Genomic DNA, 25,454 nt, shown 5'->3' with positions numbered 1-25,454 from the left:
AAATCAGAACGGAATTTCGTCATCCATCGGGCCGCCGCCGCCACCGGAGGGACCGCCATAACCACCACCGCTGGAACCGCTGCCATAGCCGCCGCCGCTTCCGCCACCGCCGAAGCTGCCACCAGAGCCGCCACCGAAGCCGCCTCCGCCGCCGCCCTGGCTGTCATTGCCATAGTCCGGAAGACCGCCGCCGGCACCGGCACCTTCACCGCGGCCATCCAGCATGGTGAGGTTTGAATTGAAACCCTGCAGGACCACTTCCGTGGAATACCTGTCCTGACCGGATTGGTCCTGCCATTTGCGTGTCTGCAACTGGCCTTCGAGATAGACCTTGGATCCCTTGCGCAGGTAACTCTCGGCAACCTTGCAAAGACCTTCGTTGAAGATCACCACACGGTGCCACTCCGTTTTCTCGCGACGTTCGCCGCTGTTCCGGTCGCGCCAGGATTCTGACGTAGCGATCCGCAGATTGGCGATCGGTCGCCCGTCCTGGGTTCGCCGAATTTCCGGATCGGCCCCAAGATTGCCGACCAAGATGACTTTGTTGACGCTGCCCGCCATTCTGCACTCCTGTTGTTCTCTTTCAGCGCTGCCGAACCGCCTCTGCAATCCGGCCGTTCATTATCTTGTTTCCTTGCGCTGCCAGCCTTGCTGCTAGAAACCAGAACCCTAGCGGCCCGCCAACCGCCTCGCCTTCATTTTCCGGCACCTTCACCCATTTTCCACAAGGCAGCACCGGTCGAAGGACTGACAATCCTTGCCGAGGCAACAGTTTCGGCAGCAGCACCACCACCCCTGATTGCACCTCGTTACAGTTTGCCCCGCTTTTGTTCCCCTGCGTCAATTTTTTTGTCAGGACGACAAGGCTCACCGCGTCACGCTTCGGCACCGCTGCAGCGGAGATCTTCCTGACGCAACCTGGGCTATGTACTTGTTTTGTTCTTATCACTTCTGTACAACCGATTCAATTGGTCGATGCAGGGAAAGCCGGAATTTGCTGCCACTCGACCACGCCCTGCTGGAAGCGCAGCGCGAAACTGCTATATCGGTGCAAACGGACGGTTTGGTGACCTCACATCCAGGCGTCCGCGACGTTGTTGACGGCGTCACGCAGAAGATCAGGAAGAATGGCAATGACGACATCCAAAGGCGCAAAGCCGGATGACAGCTGGAAAAACGACCCCACCAAGATGCTCAGCATTCGTGGCGCAAGGGAACATAACCTGAAGGGGGTCGATCTCGATCTGCCGCGCAACAAGCTCATCGTGATGACCGGTCTGTCCGGGTCGGGCAAGTCTTCCCTGGCTTTCGACACGATCTATGCCGAAGGCCAACGCCGGTATGTGGAAAGCCTGTCGGCCTATGCCCGGCAGTTTCTGGAAATGATGCAGAAACCGGATGTCGACCAGATCGATGGCCTGTCTCCGGCCATTTCGATCGAGCAGAAGACAACGTCCCGGAACCCGCGGTCCACCGTCGGCACCGTGACCGAAATCTATGACTATATGCGCCTGTTGTTCGCGCGCGTCGGCATTCCCTATTCACCCGCCACGGGACTGCCGATCGTAAGCCAGACAGTCAGCCAGATGGTCGATCGTGTGCTTGCCCTGGACGAAGGTGCAAGACTTTATCTGCTGGCCCCAATGGTCCGCGGCCGCAAGGGCGAATACCGCAAAGAGCTGGCCGAACTCATGAAGAAGGGCTTTCAGCGGGTCAAGATCGACGGCACCTTCTATGAGATTGCCGATGCCCCTGCCCTCGACAAGAAGTTCAAGCACGACATCGATGTGGTCGTGGACCGGCTTGTCGTGCGCGATGATATCGCCGGCCGGCTTGCAGATTCCCTCGAAACGGCGCTGAAGCTCGCCGACGGCATCGCCATCGCCGAATTTGCCGACAAGACCGACGAGAACGGCGACCCGGAGCGGCTTATCTTCTCTGAGAAGTTTGCCTGCCCGGTGTCCGGTTTCACCATTGCGGAAATCGAACCGCGCCTCTTTTCGTTCAACAACCCTTTCGGCGCCTGCCCAACCTGTGACGGCCTGGGCACGACCCTTGCGTTCGAGGAAGACCTGGTCGTTCCGGATCATTCCCTGTCGCTGCGCGAAGGGGCCGTGCTGCCCTGGGCCAAGACCGGTTCCACCTCCCCTTATTATGCCCAGACCCTGGAGGCCTTGTGCAGTCACTTTGACGTCTCCATGGCAACGCCCTGGAAGGACCTTCCCGCAGAGGTTCAGGACGCGATCTTGCACGGCACGGGCAAGACCGCGATCGAGTTTGTTTATGACGACGGCGTCCGCTCCTACCGGACTGAGAAGACCTTTGAAGGTGTCATCGGCAATATTGAACGGCGCTGGCGCGAAACGGAATCGACCTGGGTGCGGGAAGAACTGGCCCGCTTCCAGTCGGACCACGCCTGCCCGGCCTGCAACGGCTTCCGCCTGAAACCGGAAGCACTGGCCGTGAAAATCGCCGGCAAGCACATCGGAGAAGTGACCGAATACTCCATCCGCCAGGCCAGCGACTGGTTTGAAACGCTGCCGGGCCAGCTCAATGAAAAACAGACCGAGATTGCCGGCCGCATCCTGAAGGAAATCCGCGAACGCCTGAAGTTTCTCAATGATGTCGGACTGGAATACCTGACCCTGTCACGGGCCTCCGGCACGCTGTCCGGCGGTGAAAGCCAGCGCATTCGTCTGGCCTCCCAGATCGGATCCGGGCTCACCGGTGTGCTTTACGTTCTCGACGAACCGTCCATTGGCCTGCATCAGCGCGACAATGCCCGGCTTCTGGAAACGCTGAAGCACCTGCGCGACCTCGGCAACACCGTGATTGTCGTGGAACATGACGAAGATGCCGTCCTGACGGCCGATTATGTGGTGGATGTCGGTCCGGGCGCCGGTGTTCATGGCGGCGAAGTCGTTGCCAAGGGCACACCGGCGGAAGTCATGGCAAACCCGGCGTCCCTCACAGGGCAATATCTGTCCGGTGCAATGATGATTTCGCGCGCGGATGAGCGCAGGAAAATCAACAAGAAGCGCCAGATTTCCGTGCGCGGCGCGCGCGGCAACAATCTGAAGGACCTTGATGTCGACGTGCCGCTGAGCACCTTCACCTGCGTCACGGGCGTTTCTGGCGGGGGCAAGTCCACCTTCCTGGTCGACACGCTCTACAAGGCCGCGGCACGGCGTCTCAACGGCGCTCGCGACAATCCGGCTCCGCATGACCGCATCGAGGGCCTGGAAGTGCTCGACAAGGTGATCGACATTGACCAGTCGCCCATCGGGCGGACACCGCGTTCGAACCCGGCCACATATACCGGGGCGTTCACGCCGATCCGCGAATGGTTCGCCGGCATGCCGGAAGCCAAGGCGCGCGGCTATCAGCCGGGCCGGTTCTCCTTCAACGTCAAGGGGGGCCGCTGCGAAGCCTGTCAGGGCGACGGTGTCATCAAGATCGAAATGCACTTCTTGCCGGACGTCTATGTCACCTGCGACGTCTGCAAGGGCAAACGCTACAATCGCGAGACGCTGGAAGTTGAGTTCAAGGGCAAGTCGATCGCCGATGTCCTCGACATGACCGTGGAGGAAGCCGCCGAGTTTTTCTCAGCCGTTCCTTCCGTGCGTGACAAGATGGAAACCCTTGCCCGGGTAGGTCTTGGCTATATCAAGGTCGGTCAGCAGGCGACAACGCTTTCCGGTGGTGAGGCGCAGCGGGTCAAGCTCGCCAAGGAACTCTCCAAGCGGTCCACGGGCCGGACGCTCTATATCCTGGATGAACCGACCACTGGGCTTCACTTCCACGACGTTGCCAAACTGCTGGACGTGCTGCACGAGCTGGTCGACCAGGGCAACACCGTTCTTGTGATCGAGCACAATCTGGAAGTGATCAAGACGGCGGACTGGATCATCGATCTCGGCCCGGAAGGCGGCGATGGCGGCGGCACCGTTGTCGCGGCCGGGCGGCCGGAGGACGTTGCTGAAGTCCAGGCGAGTTATACCGGTCAGTTCCTGCAGGAACTGCTGCAGCGCCGGCCTCAGCGCGCTCCGGATGCGGCCGAATAAACACCCGACCTGAAGTGCCCCAACGGCAGAACCAGTTTGCAGCGCACACTGGCTCTGCCTTTTGTTTTCATGACACTTTTTCGAATCACCTGCGCAAAGCATCTTCAATTTTTGCTGCATTGCACCACATGCATATCAGACTTGCAGATATGGCACTTCTTTAAATTCGGGCGGTGAAATATATAGGGATCAACAACGGCGCGGAACGCAGCTGCGTTTCGGTAAATAAGGAAAAACAAAATGTTCGACACAGTGCGCCAACGCTACAACAACTGGGTAAGCTACCGCCGCGCGGTTGACGAATTGTCCCGCCTTTCCCAGCGTGAGCTCGCCGACCTCGGCATCAGCCGGAGCGACATCAAATTCGTCGCTCGCCGTCACAACGGCTGACACATATAGAATCGCGTCCCTAGGCATCCTCCTCCCAGCCGACGGGCGTGTGACACGCAGGGCATCCTCCTCCCAGCCCTGTCACGTCGAAACGACGCCCGTCAGTACCTCCTCCCACTGGCGGGCGTTCGTTTGTCTGGCGTTTGGATTTTCTTCCTGACCTTCCCGACCTCCGCTAGCCATGAAGCATCCTTGCTGAGCATGTGGTGACAAATACGTGCGTGCGACAGACGTGCCGGCGTAGCTTCGGTTTGCGCTTGCGAACTTGTCACCTCAAGCGAAGAGATACAGACCTGCCAACGCGGTGCAGAGCCGCCGATTGCCTTCCAGTTCAGGAGGGCTTTTTCCGTTTCAGATAGCCCAACCCTTCGCATATGCAGCATGAAATGCGCGCAGCTATGCGCCAGGCGGGATCAATTATGGATCAATTAGCGGTTTAACCGTTTATAAACCTGCATTTTCTGCATAGCTGCTTCGCGATTTCCCCTCTACCTCGCAGTGCACAATATCCCTATCTTCCAGTCATCAAGACGAACGGGCCAGACGCCGATCCGCGGTGCCATGGCCAAGAGATAAAGCGAAAGGCCTAAAGCATGATCGATACTGTTGTTCGCAAATTCAACAACTGGAAACGCTTCCGTCAGACCTATGACGAGCTGTCCAACCTGTCCAATCGTGAACTGAACGACCTGGGCATTGCCCGCGGCGACATTGCGCATTACGCGCGCCAGTCCGCGAAATAAAAAGTTTCGCAGTCCCGCGGCATCCTCCTCCCAGCCAACGGATTGCAAAGCCTGCGCCCCTTCGGGGACGCAGTTTCATAAAAACGCTCGCCGGATCCTCCTCCCACCGGCGAGCGTTTTTTCGTTTCTGCCCCCTGAGCTGCCGTGATCCCGCTGCCATCGTTGCGCAATGCGCCGGTAATCTGTATCAGGGCTGCAAACTGTTGTTTGGCCTGCTCCGCTGGAACCTGGTTTCATCCGCGCATGCCCGCTTATTCCAGGGAACAAATATGAGCCCCATTCATGTCATCGGCGGCGGTCTTGCAGGCTCCGAGGCTGCCTGGCAAATCGCACAGGCCGGTCTTGACGTTGTGCTGCATGAAATGCGGCCGGTCCGCAAGACCGACGCCCACCAGACGGACGGACTTGCCGAACTGGTGTGTTCCAACTCCTTTCGATCCGATGATTCCGAACAGAACGCAGTAGGATTGATCCACCACGAATTGCGCCAGCTTGGCTCCCTGATCATGGCCTGTGCCGATGCCCATCAGGTTCCTGCCGGCAGCGCGCTTGCCGTGGATCGGGACGGGTTTTCCGACGCGGTTACCAAGGCCCTTGAAGATCATCCGCGCGTGACGATCGATCGCCAGGAAATTGCCGGTCTGCCTCCGGCGGACTGGGACAAGGTCATCATCGCCACCGGCCCGCTCACGTCGCCTGCCCTGTCCCAGGCTGTTCTTGAAAAAAGCGGCGAGGACGCGCTCGCCTTCTTCGACGCCATTGCACCGATCGTCCATTTTGACAGCGTCGACCTGTCGAAAGCCTGGTTCCAGTCGCGCTATGACAAGGTAGGCCCCGGCGGTACGGGCAAGGACTACCTCAACTGTCCGATGGACAAGGACCAGTACGAGGCCTTTATCGACGCGCTACTGACAGGCGACACCGCCGACTTCAAGGAATGGGAAGGCACACCCTATTTTGACGGCTGCCTGCCGATTGAAGTGATGGCCGCGCGCGGGCGCGAGACGCTGCGCCACGGGCCGATGAAACCCATGGGTCTGACCAATGCGCACAATCCGGACGTCAAGGCCTATGCGGTGGTGCAGCTGCGCCAGGACAACGCGCTCGGCACGCTCTACAACATGGTCGGGTTTCAGACCAAACTGAAATACGGTGCCCAGGCCGACATCTTCCGCATGATCCCGGGCCTGGAGAATGCCCAGTTTGCCCGCCTTGGCGGATTGCATCGCAACACGTTCCTCAATTCACCGAAGGTTCTCGACGGCTCGCTGCAGCTGAAGGCCGCCCCACGTCTCAGGTTTGCCGGTCAGATCACCGGCTGCGAAGGATATGTGGAATCGGCCAGCGTCGGCTGTCTCGCCGGCCTGTTCTCCGTGATGGAGGCAAATGGCCGCGAAATCATTGCACCACCCGAGACCACGGCAATGGGCGCCCTTCTCGGCCACATCACCGGGGGGCACATTTCGCGCGATGACGGTGCCGGGAAACCGAGCTCCTTCCAGCCGATGAATGTCAATTTCGGCCTGTTTCCGCCCGTGGAGGCTCCCACTAAGGATGAGACCGGCAAACGGCTGAAAGGCAAGGACAAGGCCCGGGCCAAGAAGCTGGCCATGACCAGCCGCGCAAAGACGGACTTTGCCGTCTGGCAAAGCAAACTCGGTTTGAAAAAGGAAGCCGCGGAGTAGGTGCGCGGTTTTCCATGATGCGGCTTGCCAGGCGAGCGGCAGATCAAATCCTGGAGAGCGCTCTGCCGCTGGCGCGCCACAACAGCCATTGACGCCTGAGTTGGGACAGTTCAATCACCTGTTTCAACGGATCATGCCGAGGCGCTTCCAGCTTTTTCAGGAAGGGCTCCACGAGAACAAGCGGCAAAAAGGCATTGTCGCATTCCGGCGGAACGGAACCGGCGGCTTGCTGCACCCGGCTCAGATGATGGCGGACATGACTACGCAGCTCTGAAAGGACTGCCCCGAGCTCAGGTGTGGTTTCCGCTCGAAACACGGTCTCCACATCAAGGTTGTGACGCTCACAGACATCCTTCGGCAAATACATCTGCCGTCTGGAGCCGTGCCACGGAAGCGCCCGCATCAGACCGGTCAGTGCATAGGCCACGCCGGCATGGCCGGCAGCCGTGGCCGTTTCCGGGTCCTTGCCGCCGTTCAGGACAAAGCAGGCCAGCTGGATCACGCCGGAAACGGTTTCTCCGGCATACCCCTCCAGATCGTTCAGGCTCGGCATCTGATCGTTGTAAAGATCAAACACCCGCGCTTCGGTCATCGCCACCAGTCCCTTTTTCGGAAGCTTGTAGCGGTCTATGGTCTGGAGCAAGGCATTGGCGACAGGATTGGACGCGGCAGCGCCGTGTTCCGTGCCTTCCAGGAGATCCCGCCACCACTGCAGGCGCATCTCGCCCGGCAAAGGTTCGGAGACAAGTTCCCGGATGCGCGCGATTTCGGCGCTGAAAGCATAAAGAGCCATCAGTCCGGAACGATGCGTTTCGGGCGCGAGCAAAGCACTCAGATACCGGTCTTTGTCGAACCGGCGCACAATGTCCGCTGCGTGATCGAAATCGGTGGTCATGACCGCCATATGGTTCGCGCGAGTGCTTAGTCCACCGCCAAAAGCGCTGTGGCAACGGCCCTGTCTTCGGACAAGAGGACATTGTAGGTGCGGACGGCAGCTCCGGTCGACATGGGATCGGCCAGGATCCCGGCCGCCCGGAATCTTTCCTTGAGTGCCTGCGGCAGGGGCCGAAGGTCCTTGCCGGTACCGATCAGAAGAACTTCGATGTCTTCGTGTTCCTCGAAAACCCGTTGAAACGCTTCTTCGCTCAGCTCTTCCGGACTGGACAGATGCCAGCCGTAGATGCCGCTTGGAACGCATAACAGCGATCCGCGATGAGACATGTCCGCGAACCGGAAACCGCCATTGCCATAGGCATCCAGCGGCGCCCGGCCCGGAAAGTGTGCGTCACGAATTTCCATCGACCGCCCTTGCTCAGGCCGAGGCCTTGGCCTCAGGGCCTGCCTTGCCGTCATCGTCCTTCTTGGTCAGGGCGTCCGGACGCAGGTTGAGAAGGATCAGGAACGGTGCTGCCAGGAAGATCGAGGAGTAGGTGCCGATGACAATGCCGAAGATCATCGCCAGCGTGAACGACTGGATCACCTCACCGCCGAAGACATAAAGTGCAATCAGCGCAAGCAGCGTGGTGACGGAGGTCATGGTCGTTCTGGACAGTGTCTCGTTGATCGACTGATCCAGAATGTCCTGCAGCGGGCGCTTTTTGTACTTGCGCAGATTCTCGCGAATACGGTCATAGACCACGACGGTATCGTTGAGCGAATAGCCGATAATGGTCAGAACGGCCGCGATACTCGACAGCGAGAAATCCAGCTGCAGCAGCACGAATAGCCCGATTGTGATCACCACATCGTTGGCGGTGGTCAGGATCGCCCCGATGGCAAAGTGCCATTCAAACCGGAACCAGATGTAGAACATGATCGCCAGCAGCGAGGCAATCACCGCAATGGCGCCGGCCTGGGCCAATTCGCCGGAAACACGCGGTCCAACCACTTCAACGCGGCGGAAGTCGACATTGTCGTCGGCAAAGATCGTGCGCACCCGCTGCACGACCGATTGCTGGGCGAGTTCGCCGCCCGGCTGCTCTTCGACACGGATCAGAATGTCGTCTGACGCGCCGAATTCCTGAACCTGAACATCGCCGAGATTGAGCTCGGAGAGTTCGGAGCGGATCGCACCGATATCGGCCGGCCCATCGGTCTTGATCTCGATGATCGTACCGCCCTTGAAGTCGATGCCGTAATTCATGCCAACGGTGAAGAAACCGGCCAGTGAAGCAATCACCAGCAGGACGGACAGCGGAAAGCTTACCTTCCGCAGCCACATGAACTTGATATGCGTGTTGTCCGGAACGAGTCTCAGCAACATGTGTTTGTCTCCCGGATCAAATCGGCAATTTGGACGGACGGCGCTGGCGGATCCACAGAGCCACAAGCAACCGGCTGAAGGTGAAGGCCGAGAAGACCGTGGTGAAGATCCCGATTGCCAGGGTCACGGCAAAGCCGCGCACGGGCCCGGAACCGAGCTGGAACAGAATGACGGCCGCGATCAGCGTGGTGATGTTGGCATCAAGAATGGTGCCAAGCGCCCGGCTGTAGCCGGCATCAATGGCTGAAATCACCGATCGCCCTGCCCTCGATTCCTCGCGTATTCGCTCAAAGATCAGCACGTTGGCATCCACCGCCATACCGATGGTCAGGACGATGCCGGCAATGCCGGGCAATGTCAGCGTGGCCTGAAGCAAGGTTAGCGCCCCGAAAATCAGGAAGATGTTCGACAACAGCGCCAAGTCAGCAATCAAACCGAAACGGCCATAGGCCAGGATCATGAAGACAATCACGGCGGCGCCTGCAATGATCGAGGCAATCCGTCCGGCCTCGATGGAGTCGGCGCCGAGGCCCGGGCCGATGGACCGCTCCTCAATCACGGTCAGCTTTGCCGGCAGAGCGCCTGCCCGCAGCAAGACAGCAAGATCGTTTGCGCTATCGACCGTGAAGTTTCCAGAAATCTGACCGGAACCACCGGTGATCGGTTCGCGGATGACGGGCGCGGAAATCACTTCTTCGTCGAGCACGATCGCAAAGGGGCGATTGACGTTTTGCTGCGTGATCAGAGCGAATTTGCGGGCACCGGACTGGTTGAAGCGGAAGTTCACCACAGGCTCGTTGGAACGCTGGTCGAAGGAGACCTGTGCATCGACAAGATCATCCCCGCCCAGAAGCGGTGCTTCTTCAAGAAGATACGGGAATGGCGGATCGTCCACGGACATCATGACCACTGTTCCCGGAGGTGGCCGGTTCTGCAGCGCCTGTTCCCCTGACATGGACGTGTCGACCATGTGGAACGTCAACTGGGCGGTCGTTCCGATGACATCTTTCAGACGCTCCGGGTCGTCCTCGCCCGGCGCTTCGACCAGGATGCGGTCGCTGCCCTGGCGCTGAATGCTGGGTTCCGTGGTGCCGAGTTCGTCAACACGACGGCGGATAACCTCGATGGACTGCTGCACGATGTTGGTCATGCGGTCCTGAAGGCCCTGTTCGGAATAGGTGAACCGGACGAGACCATCATCATTGACGGTCATCTCGAATTCGTTGACGGGCTGGCCACCAAACAGATTGGTGACAAGCGGATTGACCAGGGGCTCCAGTCGCTCTTCCGCTTCCGCCAGACGCGTGAGATCCCGGATCCGGACCTGCGTGGCTTCGCCCTGAACGCCCAGGCCGGTGTAGCCGATCCTCGGATCCTCGCGCAGGGTCGAACGGATGTCGCCCTCCAGCTGTTTCATCCGCTTCTGGATGTAGTCTTTCTGGTCGATCTCGTAGAGAAGGTAGGCACCGCCCCTCAGATCGAGACCCAGAACCATCTGGCTCTTCGGCAGAAAGTCCGGCCAGCTTTCAAGCTGTTTGGCAGAGAAGAAATTCGGCAGGGTCGTTATGATGCCTGCAACAACCACAAGCAGGATCAGAGCGATCTTCCAGCGGGCGAAATAGAGCATGGTCAAGCCTTAAAAGCGGCCAGGCCGGTCAAACACCGGCCCGGCAAATCATCGGAATGTCGCGGTCTCAGCCGTTGTCTTTCGCCGGCTCGGTCTTGGAACGCACTTCCTGCACCATGGAGCGGACAACACGGACCTTCACGCCTTCTCCCAGCTCGACCTGGATCTCGCCGTCATCGACGACCTTGGAGACCTTGCCGATCAGACCGCCGGTCGTCACGACGGTGTCGCCACGGCGCAGGTTGGCAACCATTTCCTGGTGCTGCTTCATCCGCGTGCGCTGCGGCCGGATGATCAGGAAATACATGATCGCGAAGATCGCAACAAACGGAAGGATCTGGATCAAGAAACCGGAAGCGCCTGCCGGACCGGCTGCCTGCGCATAAGCTGGGGTGATGAACATGTAGTACTCCTAAGGGGGCGCCTTCCTGTTCCGGTCTGCCTAGATGACAGTTTCCGGGAAAACGCTCTTGTTCTGGTCGCGCGGACTATAGCGGCGGCGCGCCTCATTTCAAGCTTTGCAAGCAGTTTCCGGCGTACCGGTATGGGAATAACTGGCGTTTTCGCCCGTCAGCCACCGTGATACTCCTGCCACGACTTATCTCAGGGCCTCACATGGGCCTTTTTGACAGGGCATGCAAGAAGAATGAGTGCTGAAAACGACATCACAGCCTTGAACGCCAAGCTCGATTCCCTTCTGGAGCTGATCAGCCGCGCCGTGCCGGCAGCTCCGCGGCAAATCGACTGGACCGAAGCCGATGCTTTTGTGTGGGTCCCGGACCCCGGCGACCTTCAGCCGGTGCGCAAGGTCAACAGGGTCGAAATCACCCTGCTCTGCGCCGTTTCACATGTGCGTGACCTCCTTCTGGACAACACCAGGCGCTTTGCAAACGGCCTCCCAGCCAACAATGCCCTGCTCTGGGGTGCGCGCGGCATGGGTAAATCCTCCCTGGTCAAGGCCGCTCATGCAGCCGTCAACCAGGAGGCTGGCCGCTCCGACGTCAAGCTCATCGAAATTCACCGGGAAGACATTGAATCCCTGCCGAAACTCATGACCGCGATCCGATCCGCTCCGCATCGGTTCATTGTCTTCTGTGACGATCTCAGCTTCGACAACGACGACACGTCCTACAAGTCGCTGAAAGCGGTTCTGGAAGGTGGCATTGAAGGCCGACCGGAAAACGTCATTTTCTACGCAACGTCGAACCGCCGTCACCTCCTGCCGCGTGACATGATCGAGAACGAACGGTCCACCGCCATCAATCCGGCCGAAGCGGTGGAAGAGAAAGTGTCCCTGTCGGACAGGTTCGGTCTTTGGCTCGGGTTCCACAAATGCAGCCAGGACGACTATCTGGACATGGTGCGCGGATATGCCGAGCATTTCAGGCTCGACATGGCCGAAGACGACTTGCGGTCCCGGGCGCTTGAATGGGCGACGACGCGGGGCAGCCGCTCCGGCCGGGTGGCCTATCAGTTCATTCAGGACCTCGCCGGCCGGCTGGGCAAGACGCTAGACTAAACAAACAACAAAGCCCGGCCAATGGCCGGGCTCGAAGCTTTTCGATTCTTTTGATCAACGTCGGGGCAGATGGTTCAGCGGGTCGACCGGCTTGTTGCCCTTGCGCAATTCGAAATGCACCTGCGGCTGCGTGACAGACCCGGTCGCCCCGGCCAGGGCCACAACGTCGCCTCGGCGAACCGCATCACCGCGCTTGACCTTCAACTCGCTGTTATGGGCATAGGCTGAAACCCAGCCATCGCTGTGACGGACCAGAATCAGGTTGCCGTAACCTTTCAGCTCATTGCCGGAATAGATCACCGTGCCGTCGTCAGCTGCGTGCACGGCCGTCCCCTCGGGAACAGCCAGGTTCACACCCTCGTTGCGGCCACCGCCCGGTTTGGCACCGAAATCGGAAATGATCCGCCCGCGCACCGGCCAGCGGAACTGGGCCGTCGTGGCACTGTCTTCGCGAACGCTGGCAACGGTCGTCGGTGTCTTGATCGGCTCGGTCGGCTTGGCTTCGCTGGTCAGGGCCGGTGCCGGAAGGCTGGTTGTCTCAACGGTTCCGGACGGCGCCGCAGCAACCGAAGATGCCGGCGCAGCAGGTTGCCTGCGGGGTGTCGGGATCTGGGAAGCGGGTGCAGCGTTCGGGATCGATGCAGTTGTGAGGGGCCGCGAAGATCCGCCCGGCTTGCGCTTTGGCAGCGTACTGACACGGATGATCTCGACATTCTCAACCGTCACCTCGCCGCGACTGATATCGGCAAAGCTGGGTTGACTGACCGGCTTTCCTTCAGGACGAGGCAAACTGCCAACTGTCGTCGGAATGGAACTGGTCGTGATCGTTTCGTTCGTTGCCACCTTGGGCAGTTTCACCCGACGGCTCTCGCCTTCCGTCGTACTGGAGTGACCGTTGTTGTCGGCATAAACATAAGTCGGGATGATCAGGCTCTGACCCGGACGGACTTTCGTCGGGTCCTCGATACCGTTCACGGCAACCAGGGCCTGGATCGGCACACCATAGCGGCGGGCAACCGAATTCAGGCTGTCGCCCTGACGCATCTGCACGCGCGTACCACCTGCAGAGGTCCAGCCCTTCCAGCTTTTTGCATTTCGCGCGACTTCCGGGGCCGGCAGGGTTGCGACGGGAGCCGCTTTCACCGGCACTGCGCTCGGCGCAGGAGCTGCAGGCAAGGGAGCAGCCTGGACCCTGGGTGTCGAAACGGGAACAGACGCTGTGGTCACCGGCGCGGATGAGGCTAGCGGCAACCCGGCAGGCGTGCCACCCGGCCCCTTGGCGATGTCCTGGTAAGTCGGCTGCTTGTGCGCGCCATTCAGAATTTCACGCTGGTTTTGGGTGTTGCCCGTGTAATAGGGAGGTTCTCCAAAACGCTCGCTGGCACTCGAACATCCCGCAAGAGCAGCTGCCACCAATGCAACGGTGGCCACTTTGCTCATCATGTCCCTGCGGAGGGTACGCATCCGCTTTGTCATCGCCTAAACTCAAACCGCTAACTGTGGCTGTTATGGTTAAGAGTAGACGGCAGTAAGGTTTATAAAGGCTAAAGGCCGGCGCCCTAATTCCCGAAAAACCCGGTTTTCTCAATAGTGAAGCAGAGTCAGGTCGCCACTGACGCCCGAATTCATAGTAAATTCGAGTGTGATACCAGTCCGGCTACCGATATCCCGATACCATTTTCAGAATCGGCCGGCGGCTTGAGGTCACAGCATCTTGGCGACACCGGGCTGAAGCATCACCGTGCGCAACGACATCAACGTTTCCGCGGTCATGACGCCGTCGGCCTTCTGGAACCGGATCAGAGACTGGACCTGCTTTGAGCTGCCGACAGGTGCCAGCAGGTAGCCGCCGGGTTTGAGCTGCTGCACCCAGCTGTCCGGGATCGTCTCGACGGCCGCCGTCACGATGATCCGGTCGAATGGTCCCTTTTGCTTCAAGCCGTCAAACCCGTCGGCCTGACGGGCTTTCACGTTTTCAAGTTTGAGTGCGGCAAACCGCCTTGCCGCGAGGTCCTTGAGCGTGGCGAACCGGTCCAGGGTCTCGATGCGTGCGGCCAGATGCGCCATGACGGCGGCCTGGTAACCGGACCCGGTTCCGATTTCCAGAACCGCATGGTCTTTCGAAAGGCCCAGTGATTGAACGGCGAAAGCAACCAGCGACGGCGCCGAAATGGACTGACCGCATTCAATCGGCAGGGACGTGTCTTCATAGGCAAGGCCATGATGGCGCGCAGACAGGAACAGACGCCTCGGCACCCTCTCTATAGCCGTCAGGACGTCGCGCGCACCAACACCCCGCTGCCTCAACGCAAGTGTCAGGGCTGCGCGCGCCTCGGCTTCGTCCGGCAAACCGACAGGACCTTCTCCCGATTCCCCGCCCGGCCTTTGTCCGGCCATGCATTGCTCCGTCTTCGGCTTTACTGCAGCGCCCCGGCGAGCTGGGTGACCAGATCGTGGGCTGTCAGATCTATGCGTAGCGGCGAAACGGAGACATATCCATCGGCAATTGCCTGAAGATCCGAATTATCAAGAACGGATTTGCCGCGATCCTGGAACCTTAGCCAATAATAGGGATAGCCGCGCCCGTCCTGGCGCTCCTCGATGGACAGGCCACTTTGCTCGTGATGCCCCTGCACCGTGACCTTGACCCCCTTGACCTCGTCCGCGGAGCATGCCGGAAAGTTGACGTTGAGCAAGGTGTAAGGTGGCAGCGGAAAGTCGATCAACTGCTTGAACAGCTCCGGTGCATGAGCCTCGGCTGTCGAATAGTCCGGTTCAGAGCGAACGTCCCAGCTATAGGCCTGTGACACCGCAATCGACCTGATTCCCAGGATCGCGCCTTCCATTGCACCGGCAACGGTGCCGGAATAGGTGACGTCCTCGGCGAGATTCTGGCCACGGTTGATGCCGGACAGGACCAGATCCGGCAATCCGGGCAGAACCTTGCGCACCCCCATGATCACACAATCCGTCGGCGTCCCTTTCAGGGCGTAATGACGATCGTCGATCCGGCGCAGGCGAAGCGGGTCGCTCAAGGTTAGAGAATGGGCAACGCCGCTCTGATCGGTTTCAGGGGCAATGACCCAGACATCGTCGGACAAGGTCCTGGCAATCGATTCCAGAACGGCAAGCCCCGGCGACTGAATGCCGTCGTCATTGGTGATCAGAATACGCATGGCGGATTGCTCCAAATTGGTTTCGGGTCTGCGCGTCATGGCGAAAGACCCGGTCTTTCTTTAAATGCAGAGGACGGCAATCGATCCGATTGCCGCCCTTGAGGTTCAAAAAACTGGCGAGACACCAGCTCTTCCAGTCGGCCGCGCCAGGCGTCTAACCGATTTTTTCAAGACCACCCATGTAGGGCCGCAACACGTCCGGCACGGTGATCGAACCATCTGCGTTCTGGTAGTTTTCCAGAACCGCGATCAGGGCGCGGCCAACCGCGATTCCCGAACCGTTCAGCGTATGCACATGCACTGTTTGCTTGGCATCCGCCGGCCGGTAACGCGCATTCATGCGCCGGGCCTGGAAATCCCCGCAGACCGAGCAGGAGGAAATCTCCCGATAGGTGTCCTGCCCCGGCAGCCAGACTTCGATGTCATAGGTCTTGCGGGCGCCGAAGCCCATGTCGCCTGTGCAAAGCGTCATGACCCGGTAATGCAGGCCAAGTTTCTGCAGCACCTTCTCCGCGCTTCCAAGCATACGCTCCAGTTCGTCCAGGGACTCTTCCGGCCGCGTCACCGAAACCAGCTCGCATTTCAGGAACTGGTGCTGGCGCAGCATGCCTCGGGTGTCGCGGCCGGCGGATCCAGCCTCGGAGCGGAAACAGTAGGTCAAGGCGGTGACCCGCAGCGGCAGCTGGTCCTCGGTCAGAATCTCGCCGGCGACCAGATTGGTGAGCGGCACTTCCGCCGTCGGGATCAGATAGTGATCCGTTGTGGTCTTGAAGAGATCCTCACCAAATTTCGGCAACTGCCCGGTGCCATAGAGCGGATCGCTGTGGACCAGCAGCGGCGGCGAGACTTCGGTATAGCCGTGCTCCTGGGTATGCAGATCGATCATGAACTGGCCGAGCGCCCGCTCAAGCCTAGCAATCTGGCCTTTCAGCACCACGAAGCGCGACCCGGAGAGTTTGGCGGCGGCGGCAAAATCCATGTCGCCAAGCGCTTCTCCCAACTCGTAGTGCTCTTTCGGAGCCTCGTTGAAGGTGAAAGTCGGCTTGTCGCCATGCGTTTTCAAAAGCGCGTTGTCGGCTTCGTCCTCTCCGACCGGCACATCGTCATGGGGCAAATTGGGAATCACCGCCATGGCTGCCTCAAGATCGGCAACCAGCTTTCGCTCTTCCTCTTCGCCTGACTGGATGAAGGCCTTGATCTGGGCGACTTCCTCGATCAGCTCCTGGGCACGAGCGTCGTCGCCCGCCCCCTTCGCCTTGCCGATTTCCTTCGACGCCGCGTTGCGCCGTTCCTGAGCTTCCTGAAGCCTGGTGATATGGGAGCGACGGGACTCATCAAGCGCAATCAGCTTGGCGGCTGAGGCCTCGTAGCCCCGCTTGGCCAGGGCCTGGTCAAATGCGTCTGGGTTTTCCCGTATCCATCTAATATCAAACATCTTCGCTTTCCGAACGACGGTCGTTGCTGTTGCTTCCGTCTGCCGTCCGGAGAAGGATCAGATGCCGGGATCAGGCCGCGGCGTCTTCCGCTTCGCGCTCGGCTTCCCGCTCCGCGCGTTGGCGCTCCACCAGTCTGACAGACAGAATGGAGACTTCGTAGAGAAGCAGCGTGGGCAGCGCAAGACCGATCTGCGAGATCGGGTCCGGGGGTGTCAAAATTGCAGCAGCGGCAAAGGCACCGACAATGGCGTATTTACGCTTGCTCTTCAGCCCGTCGGCCGTCACCAGACCGGCGCGTCCCAGAAGCGTCAGCACCACCGGCAACTGGAACACCAGGCCGAAGGCAAAGATCAGGATCATGATCAGGCCGAGATACTCACTCACCTTGGCAAGGTGCTGAATGGCGACCTGCCCTTCCCGCGCCAGCTGTTCCTGGGACAGGAAGAACCCCATCGCCATCGGCATGACCAGGAAATAGACGAGGCAGGCCCCGATCAGAAAGAGGATGGGTGTCGCCACCAGAAACGGCAGGAAAGCGCCGCGTTCATTCTTGTAAAGGCCGGGAGCCACAAACATGTAGATCTGGCTGGCGATCACCGGGAACGCCAGGAAAAGAGCGCCAAACAGGGCCAGCTTGAGCTGGGTGAAGAACCACTCCTGCGGTGCGGTAAAGATCATCTGCACCGCATCCGGATCCGGCGCGGCCCGAAGATAGGGAACCGTCAGGATGTTGTAGATATCGGTCGCGAAATAGAAGCAGACGACAAACATCACAAGGATGGCCGCGATAGACCACATCAGCCGCTGGCGCAGCTCAATGAGATGTTCGATAAGAGGCGCCTTCGAGGCGTCGATATCTTCCTGGCTCATGCCTTCACATCTTCCGACACCGGTTTTGCTGCCGGTTTGGTTTCAGGCTCGACTGGTGCAGCAGTCGTCTCAGCCGGTGTCACCGGTGCAGAGGGACCGGGCGCGGCCGGTTCCGCTGATCCGTTGTCCTCGGCAGCAGGTTTTGCCGTTTCCGTGTCCTTGGCCGCGGGTTTCTTGACCGCGTCCTCTTCGATCGACTTCTTCAGGTCGCCCAGCGGATTGAAGTTGGCGGCCTCTTCGACCTGCTTCTTCATGTCGGCGATGTCCGCCTGCTGTTCCGCCTCGCGCAAGGCGTCGTTGAAGGTCGACTGGAATTCACGCGACATGCGGCGCATCTTTCCCATCGTCTGCCCGAGCGTGCGCAGCATGCGCGGCAGGTCTTTTGGCCCCACAACGATGATCGCGATACAGGCGATCACCAAAAGTTCGGTCCAACCGATATCGAACATGAGATGTTTCGTCCCTTAAGGAGACGCGACGCAGATTAAGATCAGCTCGCTTTGGTCTGATCTTCAGCTTTTGCGGACGGTGCCGATTCGCTGGCCTGATGATCGATGGTCTTCGGCGCGTCGGCAGTGTCGTCTTCGGCCATGCCTTTCTTGAAGCTTTTGATTCCCTTGGCAACATCACCCATAAGCTCGGAAATCTTGCCGCGTCCGAAGAGCAGAACCACCACCACTGCGATGATCAAGATCTGCCAAATACTAATGCCCATACGCCAAACTCCTGATAATTGGCTTTAAAGCCCTGTGGCCCTTTTACAAAAACGGCCTTCTCCCTGCAACATGCCTGAGAAGATCATTTCTTGCACTTAGACGGAATGCTAAGCCGGGCAGTCTTCCTTAAAATTGGGAAGCCTGCCTTGGAAAGACAAGCACGTCTTTCGGATCAGTGGTCACCGCGACGTCCATTCCCTCGTTCCATTCGCATCCAGCGCGCACACGCGCCTGAAGCGGGCGGTCAAGGCCATCAACAACAATCGACAGCAGATCGACCTCTCCGACAAACCGTTTTGAGCGGACCCGTCCAGGCACACCGCAAAGCCCCGCGGCATTCAGAACGATTCCCTGCGGTCGGATGCAGACATCGACCTGTTGTCCTTCCGAAAGGCCCGAAGCCTCAAGAACTCCGACGGGTGTCTCGATCCCGGCTGAACTCACCTTGCCTTCCAGCTGATTGAGTTCGGAGAAGAACCGCGCCGCAAACAGGTCAACCGGAGCGTTATAGAGATCAGCCGCCGTGCCGCTCTGCACCAGGCGCCCGCGCCGCATCAATGCAATGCGGTCGCCCATGCGCATGGCCTCTTCCGGATCGTGGGTGACGATGATGCAGGTCGCCCTGGTCTCGCGGATCACCGCAAGGGTCTCGTCACGGACATTGTCACGCAACCTTTTGTCGAGACCCGAAAACGGTTCATCCATCAACAGAATGCCCGGACGCGGCACCAGCGCGCGCGCAAGTGCGACGCGTTGCTGCTCTCCGCCCGACAGGGCATGAGGGTAATCGGCGGCATAATCGGCCAGCCCGACACGCCCAAGCGCACTCAGGGCCGCTGCCTTGGCTTCCTTGCGGGGCACACCGGTGAGGCCGAACATGACATTGGCCAGGATGCTCATATGCGGAAAAAGTGCATAGTCCTGGAACATCAGGCCAACGCCGCGTTTTTCCGGCGGCATGAAATGGTCCTGACCGGCAACTTCCCGTCCGTTGATCAGGACCTTGCCCCGGCTTTGACGCTCTACACCTGCCGCAATGCGCATCAACGTGGTTTTGCCACAACCCGAATGACCTAGCAGACACAGGATTTCACCCGGCGCAATCGACAGGCTCAGGTCCTTGACCGAGTCAACACCGTCGTAGTCATGGGAGACATTCTCGAACACGAGCCCGGCCGCAAAGGTCGCGCTGGCGGATCCTGGTGCCCCCCAGCTCAGCGGATGGCCGTTGCCGCTTGAAAAACTCTTCTTCAAATGATCAGGCATCAGGCTCCGGCGGGTTCATCCGTGTCGTCGTCAAACAGAGTCCCGTCTTCTAGAGGATCTTCCTCTTCCGTCAATGCGACATCGTCATTCGGCGTCGGTACCATGAAGGACGCCGGTACTGCGCTGTCGAGCAAACCGGCCCCTTTCAGCTCTTCCAGGCCCGGCAAATCCTTGACCGTTTCCAGCCCAAAATGGACCAGAAACTGTTCCGTGGTGCCGTAAGTCACCGGACGCCCTGGTGTTCGCCGGCGTCCACGCATGCGGATCCAGGTTGTCTCCAGCAGGACATCCAGCGTGCCCTTGGAGGTGGAAACACCGCGAATCTCTTCAATTTCTGCCCGCGTGACCGGCTGATGATAAGCAATGATCGCAAGTGTTTCGAGGGCCGCACGGGACAGCTTGCGCTGCTCCTCGACATTGCGGTGCATCAGGTAGGCAAGGTCCTCCGCGGTCCGAAAACACCACTTGCCGGCCACCCGTACAAGATTGACGCCGCGCGTCGCATAAGTCTCTTGAAGGCTTTCCAGCACGCTCAGGACATCGGTGCCATCCGGCAGCCGCAGTGTCAGCTCCTCCAGCGACAGGGGTTCGGAAGACGCAAACAACAGGGCCTCGACCATGCGCATGCCCGCCATATCCGGCGTGTCATCTGTGGTTTGTTCACTGGGCAGATCGTCGTAAAGATCTCTTTCAGACACCGTGATCCTGCTCCTGCGTTACCGAGCGGATATAGACGGGTGAAAACGGTTCGCCCTGCCGAATTTCGACCTGACCTTCGCGCACCATTTCCAGGCTGGCGGAGAAGGTGCTGGCAACAATCGTGGCCCAATCCTTGTTGTCGTATAGATAGTCCCGGAGATAGGCATTCAGAGGCGCCCATTCGCTGACCCGTCCGACCAGTTTGGTGAGCAGTTCGCGCGCCTCCTGGAGCGACCAGACCGTCCGCCTGAGCACCCGCACGGACGTCACCGACTGGCGCTGGCGCTGGGTGGCGTAGGCTGAAAGCAGGTCGTAGATCGATGCGTCCCAGATGCTTTTGTGCTCCACGGACATGGTCTCCGGCGCGCCGCGGTGAAAGACCTCCCTGCCCTGACGGCTTCGCGCCATCAGTTTTTCGGAGACTTCACGCATCGCTTCCAGTCGGCGCAGGCGGAAGGCAAGTGCCGCAGCCAGTTCCTCGCCCGTCGGCTCATCCTCATCGCGCTGTTCAGGCAGGAGAAGTTTCGATTTCAGGAATGCCAGCCAGGCCGCCATGACCAGGTAGTCAGCGGCAAGCTCCAGCCGCATTCGCCGGGCTTCTGCAACGAATTCAAGATATTGTTCGACCAGCTCCAGGATGGAAATGCGGGCCAGGTCGACCTTTTGAGTGCGCGCAAGCCCTAGCAGCAAGTCGAGCGGACCTTCAAAACCCTCGACGTCCACGACCAGTTGGGGATCCGAACTCGTGCGATCCTCTCCCGAGCTGACCGTGCTCAGAAGATCATAGGAGCCGTCTCCCAAGTCCTGCTTGTTGCTCTCAAGCTCCGCCATGGCCGTTTTGGTCAAACCCCTTGCCAACCGGTCAGGGACCGGAATTCTTCCCAGGCCTTCTCACCGTCAAAATCATCTTCCGGAACCCTTAGGCCACTCAAGGCGCGGTCACAGCGTTCCCGCGACAAACCCCTCAGTTCCGGGACCACGTCCGCAACAGCGCGCATTTCCGCCATGTCGCCATTGCAATGCAGGACAATGTCGCAGCCGGCTTCGATGATCTTGCGCGAGCGATCACCGAAATCGCCACCAAGTGCCTTCATCGACATGTCATCACTCATCAGACAGCCGTTGAAGCCGATCTCGCCACGAATGACATCGCCAATGACCCTTGCGCTCTGCGTCCCGGCCCGGTCCGGGTCAATCCCTGCGTATACAATATGGGCTGTCATCCCCAATGACACGTCGGAAAGTGCCTTGAAGGGGCGGAAATCCACGCTTTCCAGAGAAGAATGGGGTGCGTCGACCCTCGGAAGCTCCAGATGGCTGTCGACCTGAGCGCGGCCATGGCCCGGGATATGCTTGATCACCGGCAACACGCCGCCCGCAATCGCGCCATCCACCATGGCCCTGCCCAACCTCGCGACAATGTCGGGGTCCGAGGACGTCGCCCTGTCGCCGATCGCATCCACCGTTTCTTCAAAGCGCACATCCAGACAGGGCAGACAGTCGACAGTGATCCCGACACGTCGCAAATCCTCGGCGATGAGGCGCGCGCCCAGCCACGCCGCCTTGAGGGCCGCCCCCTGGTCAGTCTCAAACATGTCGCCAAACAGTTTTGGGGCCGGGTATTTCCGCCAATGTGGCGGCTTCAACCTTTGTACCCGTCCGCCTTCCTGATCGACCAGAACCGGAGCATCCTTCCAACCAACGGCCTCCCGGAAAGTCTGCGTCAGTTCCAGGACCTGATCCGGATGTTCGATGTTGCGGGCAAACAGGATCAATCCCCAGGGCTGTTCGTCCCTGAAAAATGCAATTTCGTCGGAAGTCAGACGAGTGCCGGCACAGCCGGAGACAAAGGCTTTGGTCATGGAACCGGATTAACCGCCGCGCCCTACCCCGTCAAGAAATGCTCCGGGCCGCCCTTGCGCCCCGCCCGCGAACTTGCTTTCTAGTGCCTGACGTATCTGACCCGATTGGAGCCCCATATGCGCGCGCGTCTCGACATTCCGGCCGGCAGCCTGCACCGGTTTTCCCATAGATCTGAAATCCTTGGGCGGAACCGGCTGGGGGATACGGCAACCCGCGAGATCGTGGTCTACGTGCCGCACGGACATGACGGCAGTGGCCTGCCTCTGCTGGTGGATATCGTCGGCTTCACGGCCGGAGGGCCAGCCCATGTCAACTGGAAGAACTTTGGCGAGAACGTTCCGGAACGACTCGACCGGCTCATTCATGACGGCGACCTGCCGCCTGTCGTGGTGGCCTTCCCCGATTGTTTCACGCGCCTTGGCGGCAACCAGTATATCGACAGCGATGCCATGGGCCCCTGGGGCACATGGCTGACAACGGAGTTTCTGGAAGAGGTTGAAGGCCGGTTCAAGTGCGGCGGTACCGGAAAACGCGGGTTGTTCGGCAAGTCGTCAGGCGGCTATGGCGCCATCATCCACGCCATGAAACATGCGGATATCTGGTCGGCCGCTGCCTGCCATTCCGGCGACATGGCGTTTGAGCTCTGTTATCTGCCCGAGATGCCGAGCGCCCTGCGCGCCATTGCCAAAGCCGGCTCCATCGAAGCTTTCGTCAAGGATTTCGAGAAGGGCCCTAAATATTCCGGAAACGCCCTGCACGACCTCATGACCTTCGCCATGGCAGCAACCTACGATCCCGATCCGGACCCGGATGTGTTTTGCGGGATCCGCCTGCCGGTCGACCCGGAGACCTGTGAAATCATCGAAGATCGCTGGAACGCCTGGCTGGCCTGGGACCCGGTTCACATCGTCGATGACCACATCGACGCCCTGAAATCCATGAAGGGCCTCTGGCTCGAATGTGGTGATGTCGATCAGTACAATCTGGTCTACGGCGCAAGACGCCTGCACCGGAAGCTTGAAAACGCCGGCGTCGAACATGTTTACCAGGAATTTGCCGACAACCATTCCTCGATCGACTACCGGCTCGACGAGAGCCTGCCCTTCCTTGTGAACCGGCTTCTGGCAGAGGACTGAAGACGCGGTCAACTGGCCCGAGGGGACCGGGCAAAGGGGTTCGGGACCGTCAGGACAGCACCGCCTGCAATAATCAGCGCAGCGCCAAGGACTGCGACCGGCGCGGGAACTTCGCCCCAAAAGGCGTAGCCGAACAGCGCGGACAGGACCACCGTGCCATAATAGACCGGCGCCAGCGTTGCCGCCCCTGCCCGCCGGTAGGCCGAGATATTCAAGGACTGTCCCAGGATCGCCAAAGGCCCCATCCAGGCAAAGAAGACAAGCGACTGCCACGAGATCCCCTGCTCCGCTATCAACCAGAGGACAGGTCCGGTCAACAGAACGGCTGCAAACACGTTCACGTAGGCCAGGATCGTGACCGTATCCTCGCGTTGCGCGATATAGCGCATGATCAACGCTTCTGACGCCATGAACACGGCACCGGCAAGGGCCGCGACCACACCGGCGAAGGCCAGGTTGCCATATCCGCCGCCACTTTCTGCCGCCTGGACCACCAGGTAGGCACCGACGGCACACAAACCGCCTGCGAGCCAGTGACGGCCTGTGATCAGCTCCTTCAGGATCAGACCCGCCATGACAATGGCGATGATCCCCTTTGTCAGACCGATGGCTGTTGCGTCCGCCAACGGCAAAACGCTGGCGGCATAGATCGAGCAGCCCAGCCCGCCGACACCACAGATTGCCCGTAACAAATGCAGTTTCCACAGTCCGCTGACACGTGAAAACACCGGCGTCTGCCGAACGGCCGCAACCGACAGGATGGTCACCGCTCCCCCAAGGAAACGCAGCCAGACCAGAACTGCGACTGGCAGCAGGCCGTCGGCGATCTTGCCGGCAGCAAAGATCGGTGTGAACGCCGACATGCCAGCAAGCGCCAGAAGCAACGCAACAGGTGTGTTTTCGGGTCTGCGATAGGTCGAACTGACGGACATGAATTGGTGTTCCTTTTCGCCCCCCTCCTAACAGGTGTGAGAACGCCGCCACAGCCGTGAATTTGAGATGCAGGGCATGCAAAAACGCATAGCATTGCCCATCCCGCTGCATTTCGGTATGTCTTGGACATGAACTGGGATGATCTGAAACTTGTTGATGCCGCCGCCCGCATGCGATCACTCTCGGGCGCTGCGCGCTCGTTGGACATCAGTCAGCCGCAACTGAGCCGGCGGCTGAAGAATTTTGAGGACAGGATTGGAGCGCGGCTTTTTGACCGGACGCCGACTGGTCTGAAGCCGACCGAAGCCGGTTTGCGCCTGATCCCGCTTGCCGACGACATGCGCAAGAACGCGGAAGCCGCCAGTCGTATTCTGCCGGATCTGTCCGGTTCAGCGCTGAAAGTTGTCAGGGTTGCGGTTGATGAAGTCCGCGCGCGTGTCCTGTCCGACCGGTTTGCCGAGCTTACCGACCTGATGCAGGACATAGAGCTGGAACTCATTTCCAGTCACCTGCATGTCAACCACCAGTCGCGCAGCATCGAACTGCAGATCCGCAATTGCCTGCCGGAAACCGATACCCTAATCGCCCGGAAAATCGGGGACCTCGCCTACGCGGTCTACGGGTCGGCCCGCTATGTGGCAGACAATCCGGCAGCCCACAGCGACGAGCGCTATTTTGCCTGCAACTGGCTTGGATTTGCACCGGACGATCTCTGGTACCCGTCTCACATGCGGTGGCTGGAGACACGTTTGCAGGACAGACCGAAACTGCGTTCCAACACCATGACCACCTTGATGAACATGGCCCAGGCCGGTGTCGGCCTTGCCCTGTTGCCTGTGTTCATGGGCGATCAGAACCCTGCCCTGGTCCGGCTGACCGAGCCGCTTCCCGAACTCACAAATGCGGAACACATCATTGTTCACCGGGACTTGCGGCGCGAGCCGGCAGTGCGAACGGCCATGGATGCCATCGCAACAATCTACCGTTCGATGGCACCGCTGCTGCAAGGACAAAACCCAACTGTCCCGTTGGCGGCGGCCGAATAGAAAAACGCCGCTCCAGGGCGGC

At 59.7% G+C, this 25,454-nt stretch carries 26 protein-coding genes; 7 read left to right on the top strand and 19 right to left on the bottom strand.

Annotation, left to right across the window (positions count from 1 at the left end; all coding sequences use genetic code 11):
- Positions 1-3: 3 nt before the first annotated feature.
- Entirely contained in the window at positions 4-561 is a 558-nt protein-coding gene (locus CHH27_RS05385) for a single-stranded DNA-binding protein (protein WP_094070673.1), read from the bottom strand.
- Between the two features lie 22 nt (positions 562-583).
- Complete coding sequence (locus CHH27_RS27555; RefSeq protein WP_157738719.1) at positions 584-871, bottom strand: hypothetical protein; 288 nt, start codon at positions 869-871, stop codon at positions 584-586.
- A gap of 262 nt (positions 872-1,133) precedes the next feature.
- On the opposite strand from CHH27_RS27555, the gene uvrA reads away from it, so the two are divergent.
- The 4 genes from uvrA (at position 1,134) to trmFO (ending at position 6,882) form a co-directional block, all read left to right on the top strand.
- The gene (gene uvrA, locus CHH27_RS05380) at positions 1,134-4,064 is read left to right on the top strand and encodes an excinuclease ABC subunit UvrA (RefSeq protein WP_198338354.1); all 2,931 of its coding nucleotides are present in this window, start codon (positions 1,134-1,136) and stop codon (positions 4,062-4,064) included.
- A 240-nt stretch (positions 4,065-4,304) separates the two neighbouring features.
- On the top strand, positions 4,305-4,454 hold the full coding sequence (locus CHH27_RS05375) for a DUF1127 domain-containing protein (RefSeq protein ID WP_094070672.1): 150 nt from the start codon (positions 4,305-4,307) through the stop codon (positions 4,452-4,454).
- Between the two features lie 593 nt (positions 4,455-5,047).
- Complete coding sequence (locus CHH27_RS05370; protein WP_094070671.1) at positions 5,048-5,197, top strand: DUF1127 domain-containing protein; 150 nt, start codon at positions 5,048-5,050, stop codon at positions 5,195-5,197.
- A 269-nt stretch (positions 5,198-5,466) separates the two neighbouring features.
- Positions 5,467-6,882, top strand: coding sequence for a methylenetetrahydrofolate--tRNA-(uracil(54)-C(5))-methyltransferase (FADH(2)-oxidizing) TrmFO (gene trmFO, locus CHH27_RS05365; RefSeq protein ID WP_094070670.1), 1,416 nt, complete (start codon positions 5,467-5,469; stop codon positions 6,880-6,882).
- 43 nt (positions 6,883-6,925) lie between these two features.
- Here the strand turns inward: trmFO and CHH27_RS05360 are convergent, their stop codons facing one another.
- From CHH27_RS05360 to yajC, 5 genes are all read right to left on the bottom strand, one after another.
- On the bottom strand, positions 6,926-7,786 hold the full coding sequence (locus CHH27_RS05360; protein ID WP_247646194.1) for a phytoene/squalene synthase family protein: 861 nt from the start codon (positions 7,784-7,786) through the stop codon (positions 6,926-6,928).
- Between the two features lie 17 nt (positions 7,787-7,803).
- Positions 7,804-8,181 (bottom strand): Mth938-like domain-containing protein, encoded by a 378-nt coding sequence (locus tag CHH27_RS05355; RefSeq protein ID WP_094070669.1) that lies wholly within the window; start codon positions 8,179-8,181, stop codon positions 7,804-7,806.
- Positions 8,182-8,194: 13 nt separating this feature from the next.
- On the bottom strand, positions 8,195-9,145 hold the full coding sequence (gene secF, locus CHH27_RS28280; RefSeq protein ID WP_094070668.1) for a protein translocase subunit SecF: 951 nt from the start codon (positions 9,143-9,145) through the stop codon (positions 8,195-8,197).
- A gap of 16 nt (positions 9,146-9,161) precedes the next feature.
- Positions 9,162-10,772, bottom strand: coding sequence for a protein translocase subunit SecD (secD, locus tag CHH27_RS28275; RefSeq protein ID WP_094070667.1), 1,611 nt, complete (start codon positions 10,770-10,772; stop codon positions 9,162-9,164).
- A 67-nt stretch (positions 10,773-10,839) separates the two neighbouring features.
- Positions 10,840-11,175, bottom strand: a complete 336-nt coding sequence (gene yajC, locus CHH27_RS05340) for a preprotein translocase subunit YajC (RefSeq protein ID WP_094070666.1) — start codon at positions 11,173-11,175, stop codon at positions 10,840-10,842.
- 243 nt (positions 11,176-11,418) lie between these two features.
- On the opposite strand from yajC, the gene CHH27_RS05335 reads away from it, so the two are divergent.
- Complete coding sequence (locus CHH27_RS05335) at positions 11,419-12,291, top strand: ATP-binding protein (RefSeq protein ID WP_094070665.1); 873 nt, start codon at positions 11,419-11,421, stop codon at positions 12,289-12,291.
- Positions 12,292-12,345: 54 nt separating this feature from the next.
- On the opposite strand, the gene CHH27_RS05330 is transcribed toward CHH27_RS05335, so the two are convergent.
- The 11 genes from CHH27_RS05330 to nagZ form a co-directional block, all read right to left on the bottom strand.
- Positions 12,346-13,755 carry a M23 family metallopeptidase gene (locus CHH27_RS05330; RefSeq protein ID WP_208988583.1) on the bottom strand — a complete coding sequence of 470 codons (1,410 nt, stop codon included), beginning with the start codon at positions 13,753-13,755 and terminating at the stop codon, positions 12,346-12,348.
- A 240-nt stretch (positions 13,756-13,995) separates the two neighbouring features.
- Complete coding sequence (locus CHH27_RS05325; protein ID WP_094070663.1) at positions 13,996-14,688, bottom strand: protein-L-isoaspartate(D-aspartate) O-methyltransferase; 693 nt, start codon at positions 14,686-14,688, stop codon at positions 13,996-13,998.
- Between the two features lie 20 nt (positions 14,689-14,708).
- Positions 14,709-15,467: a 5'/3'-nucleotidase SurE gene (surE, locus tag CHH27_RS05320; protein WP_094074535.1), complete on the bottom strand. Its 759-nt coding sequence runs from the start codon at positions 15,465-15,467 to the stop codon at positions 14,709-14,711.
- Positions 15,468-15,621: 154 nt separating this feature from the next.
- Positions 15,622-16,902: a serine--tRNA ligase gene (gene serS, locus CHH27_RS05315; protein WP_094070662.1), complete on the bottom strand. Its 1,281-nt coding sequence runs from the start codon at positions 16,900-16,902 to the stop codon at positions 15,622-15,624.
- A gap of 70 nt (positions 16,903-16,972) precedes the next feature.
- Positions 16,973-17,773, bottom strand: coding sequence for a twin-arginine translocase subunit TatC (gene tatC, locus CHH27_RS05310; protein WP_094070661.1), 801 nt, complete (start codon positions 17,771-17,773; stop codon positions 16,973-16,975).
- A complete protein-coding gene (gene tatB / locus CHH27_RS05305) occupies positions 17,770-18,222 on the bottom strand; it encodes a Sec-independent protein translocase protein TatB (RefSeq protein WP_094070660.1) in 453 nt (150 codons plus the stop codon). Before tatB ends, tatC begins: the two co-directional genes overlap by 4 nt.
- Positions 18,223-18,263: 41 nt before the next feature.
- A complete protein-coding gene (locus CHH27_RS05300) occupies positions 18,264-18,488 on the bottom strand; it encodes a twin-arginine translocase TatA/TatE family subunit (protein ID WP_094070659.1) in 225 nt (74 codons plus the stop codon).
- Between the two features lie 127 nt (positions 18,489-18,615).
- The gene (locus CHH27_RS05295) at positions 18,616-19,755 is read right to left on the bottom strand and encodes an ABC transporter ATP-binding protein (RefSeq protein ID WP_094070658.1); all 1,140 of its coding nucleotides are present in this window, start codon (positions 19,753-19,755) and stop codon (positions 18,616-18,618) included.
- On the bottom strand, positions 19,755-20,390 hold the full coding sequence (gene scpB / locus CHH27_RS05290; protein ID WP_208988899.1) for an SMC-Scp complex subunit ScpB: 636 nt from the start codon (positions 20,388-20,390) through the stop codon (positions 19,755-19,757). Before scpB ends, CHH27_RS05295 begins: the two co-directional genes overlap by 1 nt.
- 55 nt (positions 20,391-20,445) lie before the next feature.
- Positions 20,446-21,285: a ScpA family protein gene (locus CHH27_RS05285; RefSeq protein ID WP_094070656.1), complete on the bottom strand. Its 840-nt coding sequence runs from the start codon at positions 21,283-21,285 to the stop codon at positions 20,446-20,448.
- Positions 21,286-21,296: 11 nt separating this feature from the next.
- Positions 21,297-22,316 (bottom strand): beta-N-acetylhexosaminidase, encoded by a 1,020-nt coding sequence (nagZ, locus tag CHH27_RS05280; RefSeq protein WP_094070655.1) that lies wholly within the window; start codon positions 22,314-22,316, stop codon positions 21,297-21,299.
- 117 nt (positions 22,317-22,433) lie between these two features.
- Between nagZ and CHH27_RS05275 the strand changes: the two genes are divergently transcribed.
- Complete coding sequence (locus CHH27_RS05275) at positions 22,434-23,453, top strand: esterase family protein (protein WP_094070654.1); 1,020 nt, start codon at positions 22,434-22,436, stop codon at positions 23,451-23,453.
- A gap of 8 nt (positions 23,454-23,461) precedes the next feature.
- On the opposite strand, the gene CHH27_RS05270 is transcribed toward CHH27_RS05275, so the two are convergent.
- Entirely contained in the window at positions 23,462-24,385 is a 924-nt protein-coding gene (locus CHH27_RS05270) for a DMT family transporter (protein ID WP_094070653.1), read from the bottom strand.
- A gap of 129 nt (positions 24,386-24,514) precedes the next feature.
- On the opposite strand from CHH27_RS05270, the gene CHH27_RS05265 reads away from it, so the two are divergent.
- Positions 24,515-25,432 carry a LysR family transcriptional regulator gene (locus CHH27_RS05265; RefSeq protein ID WP_094070652.1) on the top strand — a complete coding sequence of 306 codons (918 nt, stop codon included), beginning with the start codon at positions 24,515-24,517 and terminating at the stop codon, positions 25,430-25,432.
- Positions 25,433-25,454: the final 22 nt, after the last annotated feature.

The sequence above is a fragment of the Labrenzia sp. VG12 genome (assembly GCF_002237595.1).
GTDB lineage: Bacteria > Pseudomonadota > Alphaproteobacteria > Rhizobiales > Stappiaceae > Roseibium.
This window is presented reverse-complemented; position numbering and strand designations above follow the sequence as displayed.

Excerpts from the sequence above, each read along its gene's own strand:
- CHH27_RS05385 (WP_094070673.1), bottom strand. The coding sequence starts at position 561 with ATGGCGGGCAGCGTCAACAAAGTCATCTTGGTCGGCAATCTTGGGGCC.
- uvrA (WP_198338354.1), top strand. The coding sequence starts at position 1,134 with ATGACGACATCCAAAGGCGCAAAGCCGGATGACAGCTGGAAAAACGAC.
- CHH27_RS05375 (WP_094070672.1), top strand. The coding sequence starts at position 4,305 with ATGTTCGACACAGTGCGCCAACGCTACAACAACTGGGTAAGCTACCGC.
- CHH27_RS05370 (WP_094070671.1), top strand. The coding sequence starts at position 5,048 with ATGATCGATACTGTTGTTCGCAAATTCAACAACTGGAAACGCTTCCGT.
- trmFO (WP_094070670.1), top strand. The coding sequence starts at position 5,467 with ATGAGCCCCATTCATGTCATCGGCGGCGGTCTTGCAGGCTCCGAGGCT.
- CHH27_RS05360 (WP_247646194.1), bottom strand. The coding sequence starts at position 7,786 with ATGGCGGTCATGACCACCGATTTCGATCACGCAGCGGACATTGTGCGC.
- CHH27_RS05355 (WP_094070669.1), bottom strand. The coding sequence starts at position 8,181 with ATGGAAATTCGTGACGCACACTTTCCGGGCCGGGCGCCGCTGGATGCC.
- secF (WP_094070668.1), bottom strand. The coding sequence starts at position 9,145 with ATGTTGCTGAGACTCGTTCCGGACAACACGCATATCAAGTTCATGTGG.
- secD (WP_094070667.1), bottom strand. The coding sequence starts at position 10,772 with ATGCTCTATTTCGCCCGCTGGAAGATCGCTCTGATCCTGCTTGTGGTT.
- yajC (WP_094070666.1), bottom strand. The coding sequence starts at position 11,175 with ATGTTCATCACCCCAGCTTATGCGCAGGCAGCCGGTCCGGCAGGCGCT.
- CHH27_RS05335 (WP_094070665.1), top strand. The coding sequence starts at position 11,419 with ATGAGTGCTGAAAACGACATCACAGCCTTGAACGCCAAGCTCGATTCC.
- CHH27_RS05330 (WP_208988583.1), bottom strand. The coding sequence starts at position 13,755 with ATGCGTACCCTCCGCAGGGACATGATGAGCAAAGTGGCCACCGTTGCA.
- CHH27_RS05325 (WP_094070663.1), bottom strand. The coding sequence starts at position 14,688 with ATGGCCGGACAAAGGCCGGGCGGGGAATCGGGAGAAGGTCCTGTCGGT.
- surE (WP_094074535.1), bottom strand. The coding sequence starts at position 15,467 with ATGCGTATTCTGATCACCAATGACGACGGCATTCAGTCGCCGGGGCTT.
- serS (WP_094070662.1), bottom strand. The coding sequence starts at position 16,902 with ATGTTTGATATTAGATGGATACGGGAAAACCCAGACGCATTTGACCAG.
- tatC (WP_094070661.1), bottom strand. The coding sequence starts at position 17,773 with ATGAGCCAGGAAGATATCGACGCCTCGAAGGCGCCTCTTATCGAACAT.
- tatB (WP_094070660.1), bottom strand. The coding sequence starts at position 18,222 with ATGTTCGATATCGGTTGGACCGAACTTTTGGTGATCGCCTGTATCGCG.
- CHH27_RS05300 (WP_094070659.1), bottom strand. The coding sequence starts at position 18,488 with ATGGGCATTAGTATTTGGCAGATCTTGATCATCGCAGTGGTGGTGGTT.
- CHH27_RS05295 (WP_094070658.1), bottom strand. The coding sequence starts at position 19,755 with ATGCCTGATCATTTGAAGAAGAGTTTTTCAAGCGGCAACGGCCATCCG.
- scpB (WP_208988899.1), bottom strand. The coding sequence starts at position 20,390 with ATGGCGGGCATGCGCATGGTCGAGGCCCTGTTGTTTGCGTCTTCCGAA.
- CHH27_RS05285 (WP_094070656.1), bottom strand. The coding sequence starts at position 21,285 with ATGGCGGAGCTTGAGAGCAACAAGCAGGACTTGGGAGACGGCTCCTAT.
- nagZ (WP_094070655.1), bottom strand. The coding sequence starts at position 22,316 with ATGACCAAAGCCTTTGTCTCCGGCTGTGCCGGCACTCGTCTGACTTCC.
- CHH27_RS05275 (WP_094070654.1), top strand. The coding sequence starts at position 22,434 with ATGCGCGCGCGTCTCGACATTCCGGCCGGCAGCCTGCACCGGTTTTCC.
- CHH27_RS05270 (WP_094070653.1), bottom strand. The coding sequence starts at position 24,385 with ATGTCCGTCAGTTCGACCTATCGCAGACCCGAAAACACACCTGTTGCG.
- CHH27_RS05265 (WP_094070652.1), top strand. The coding sequence starts at position 24,515 with ATGAACTGGGATGATCTGAAACTTGTTGATGCCGCCGCCCGCATGCGA.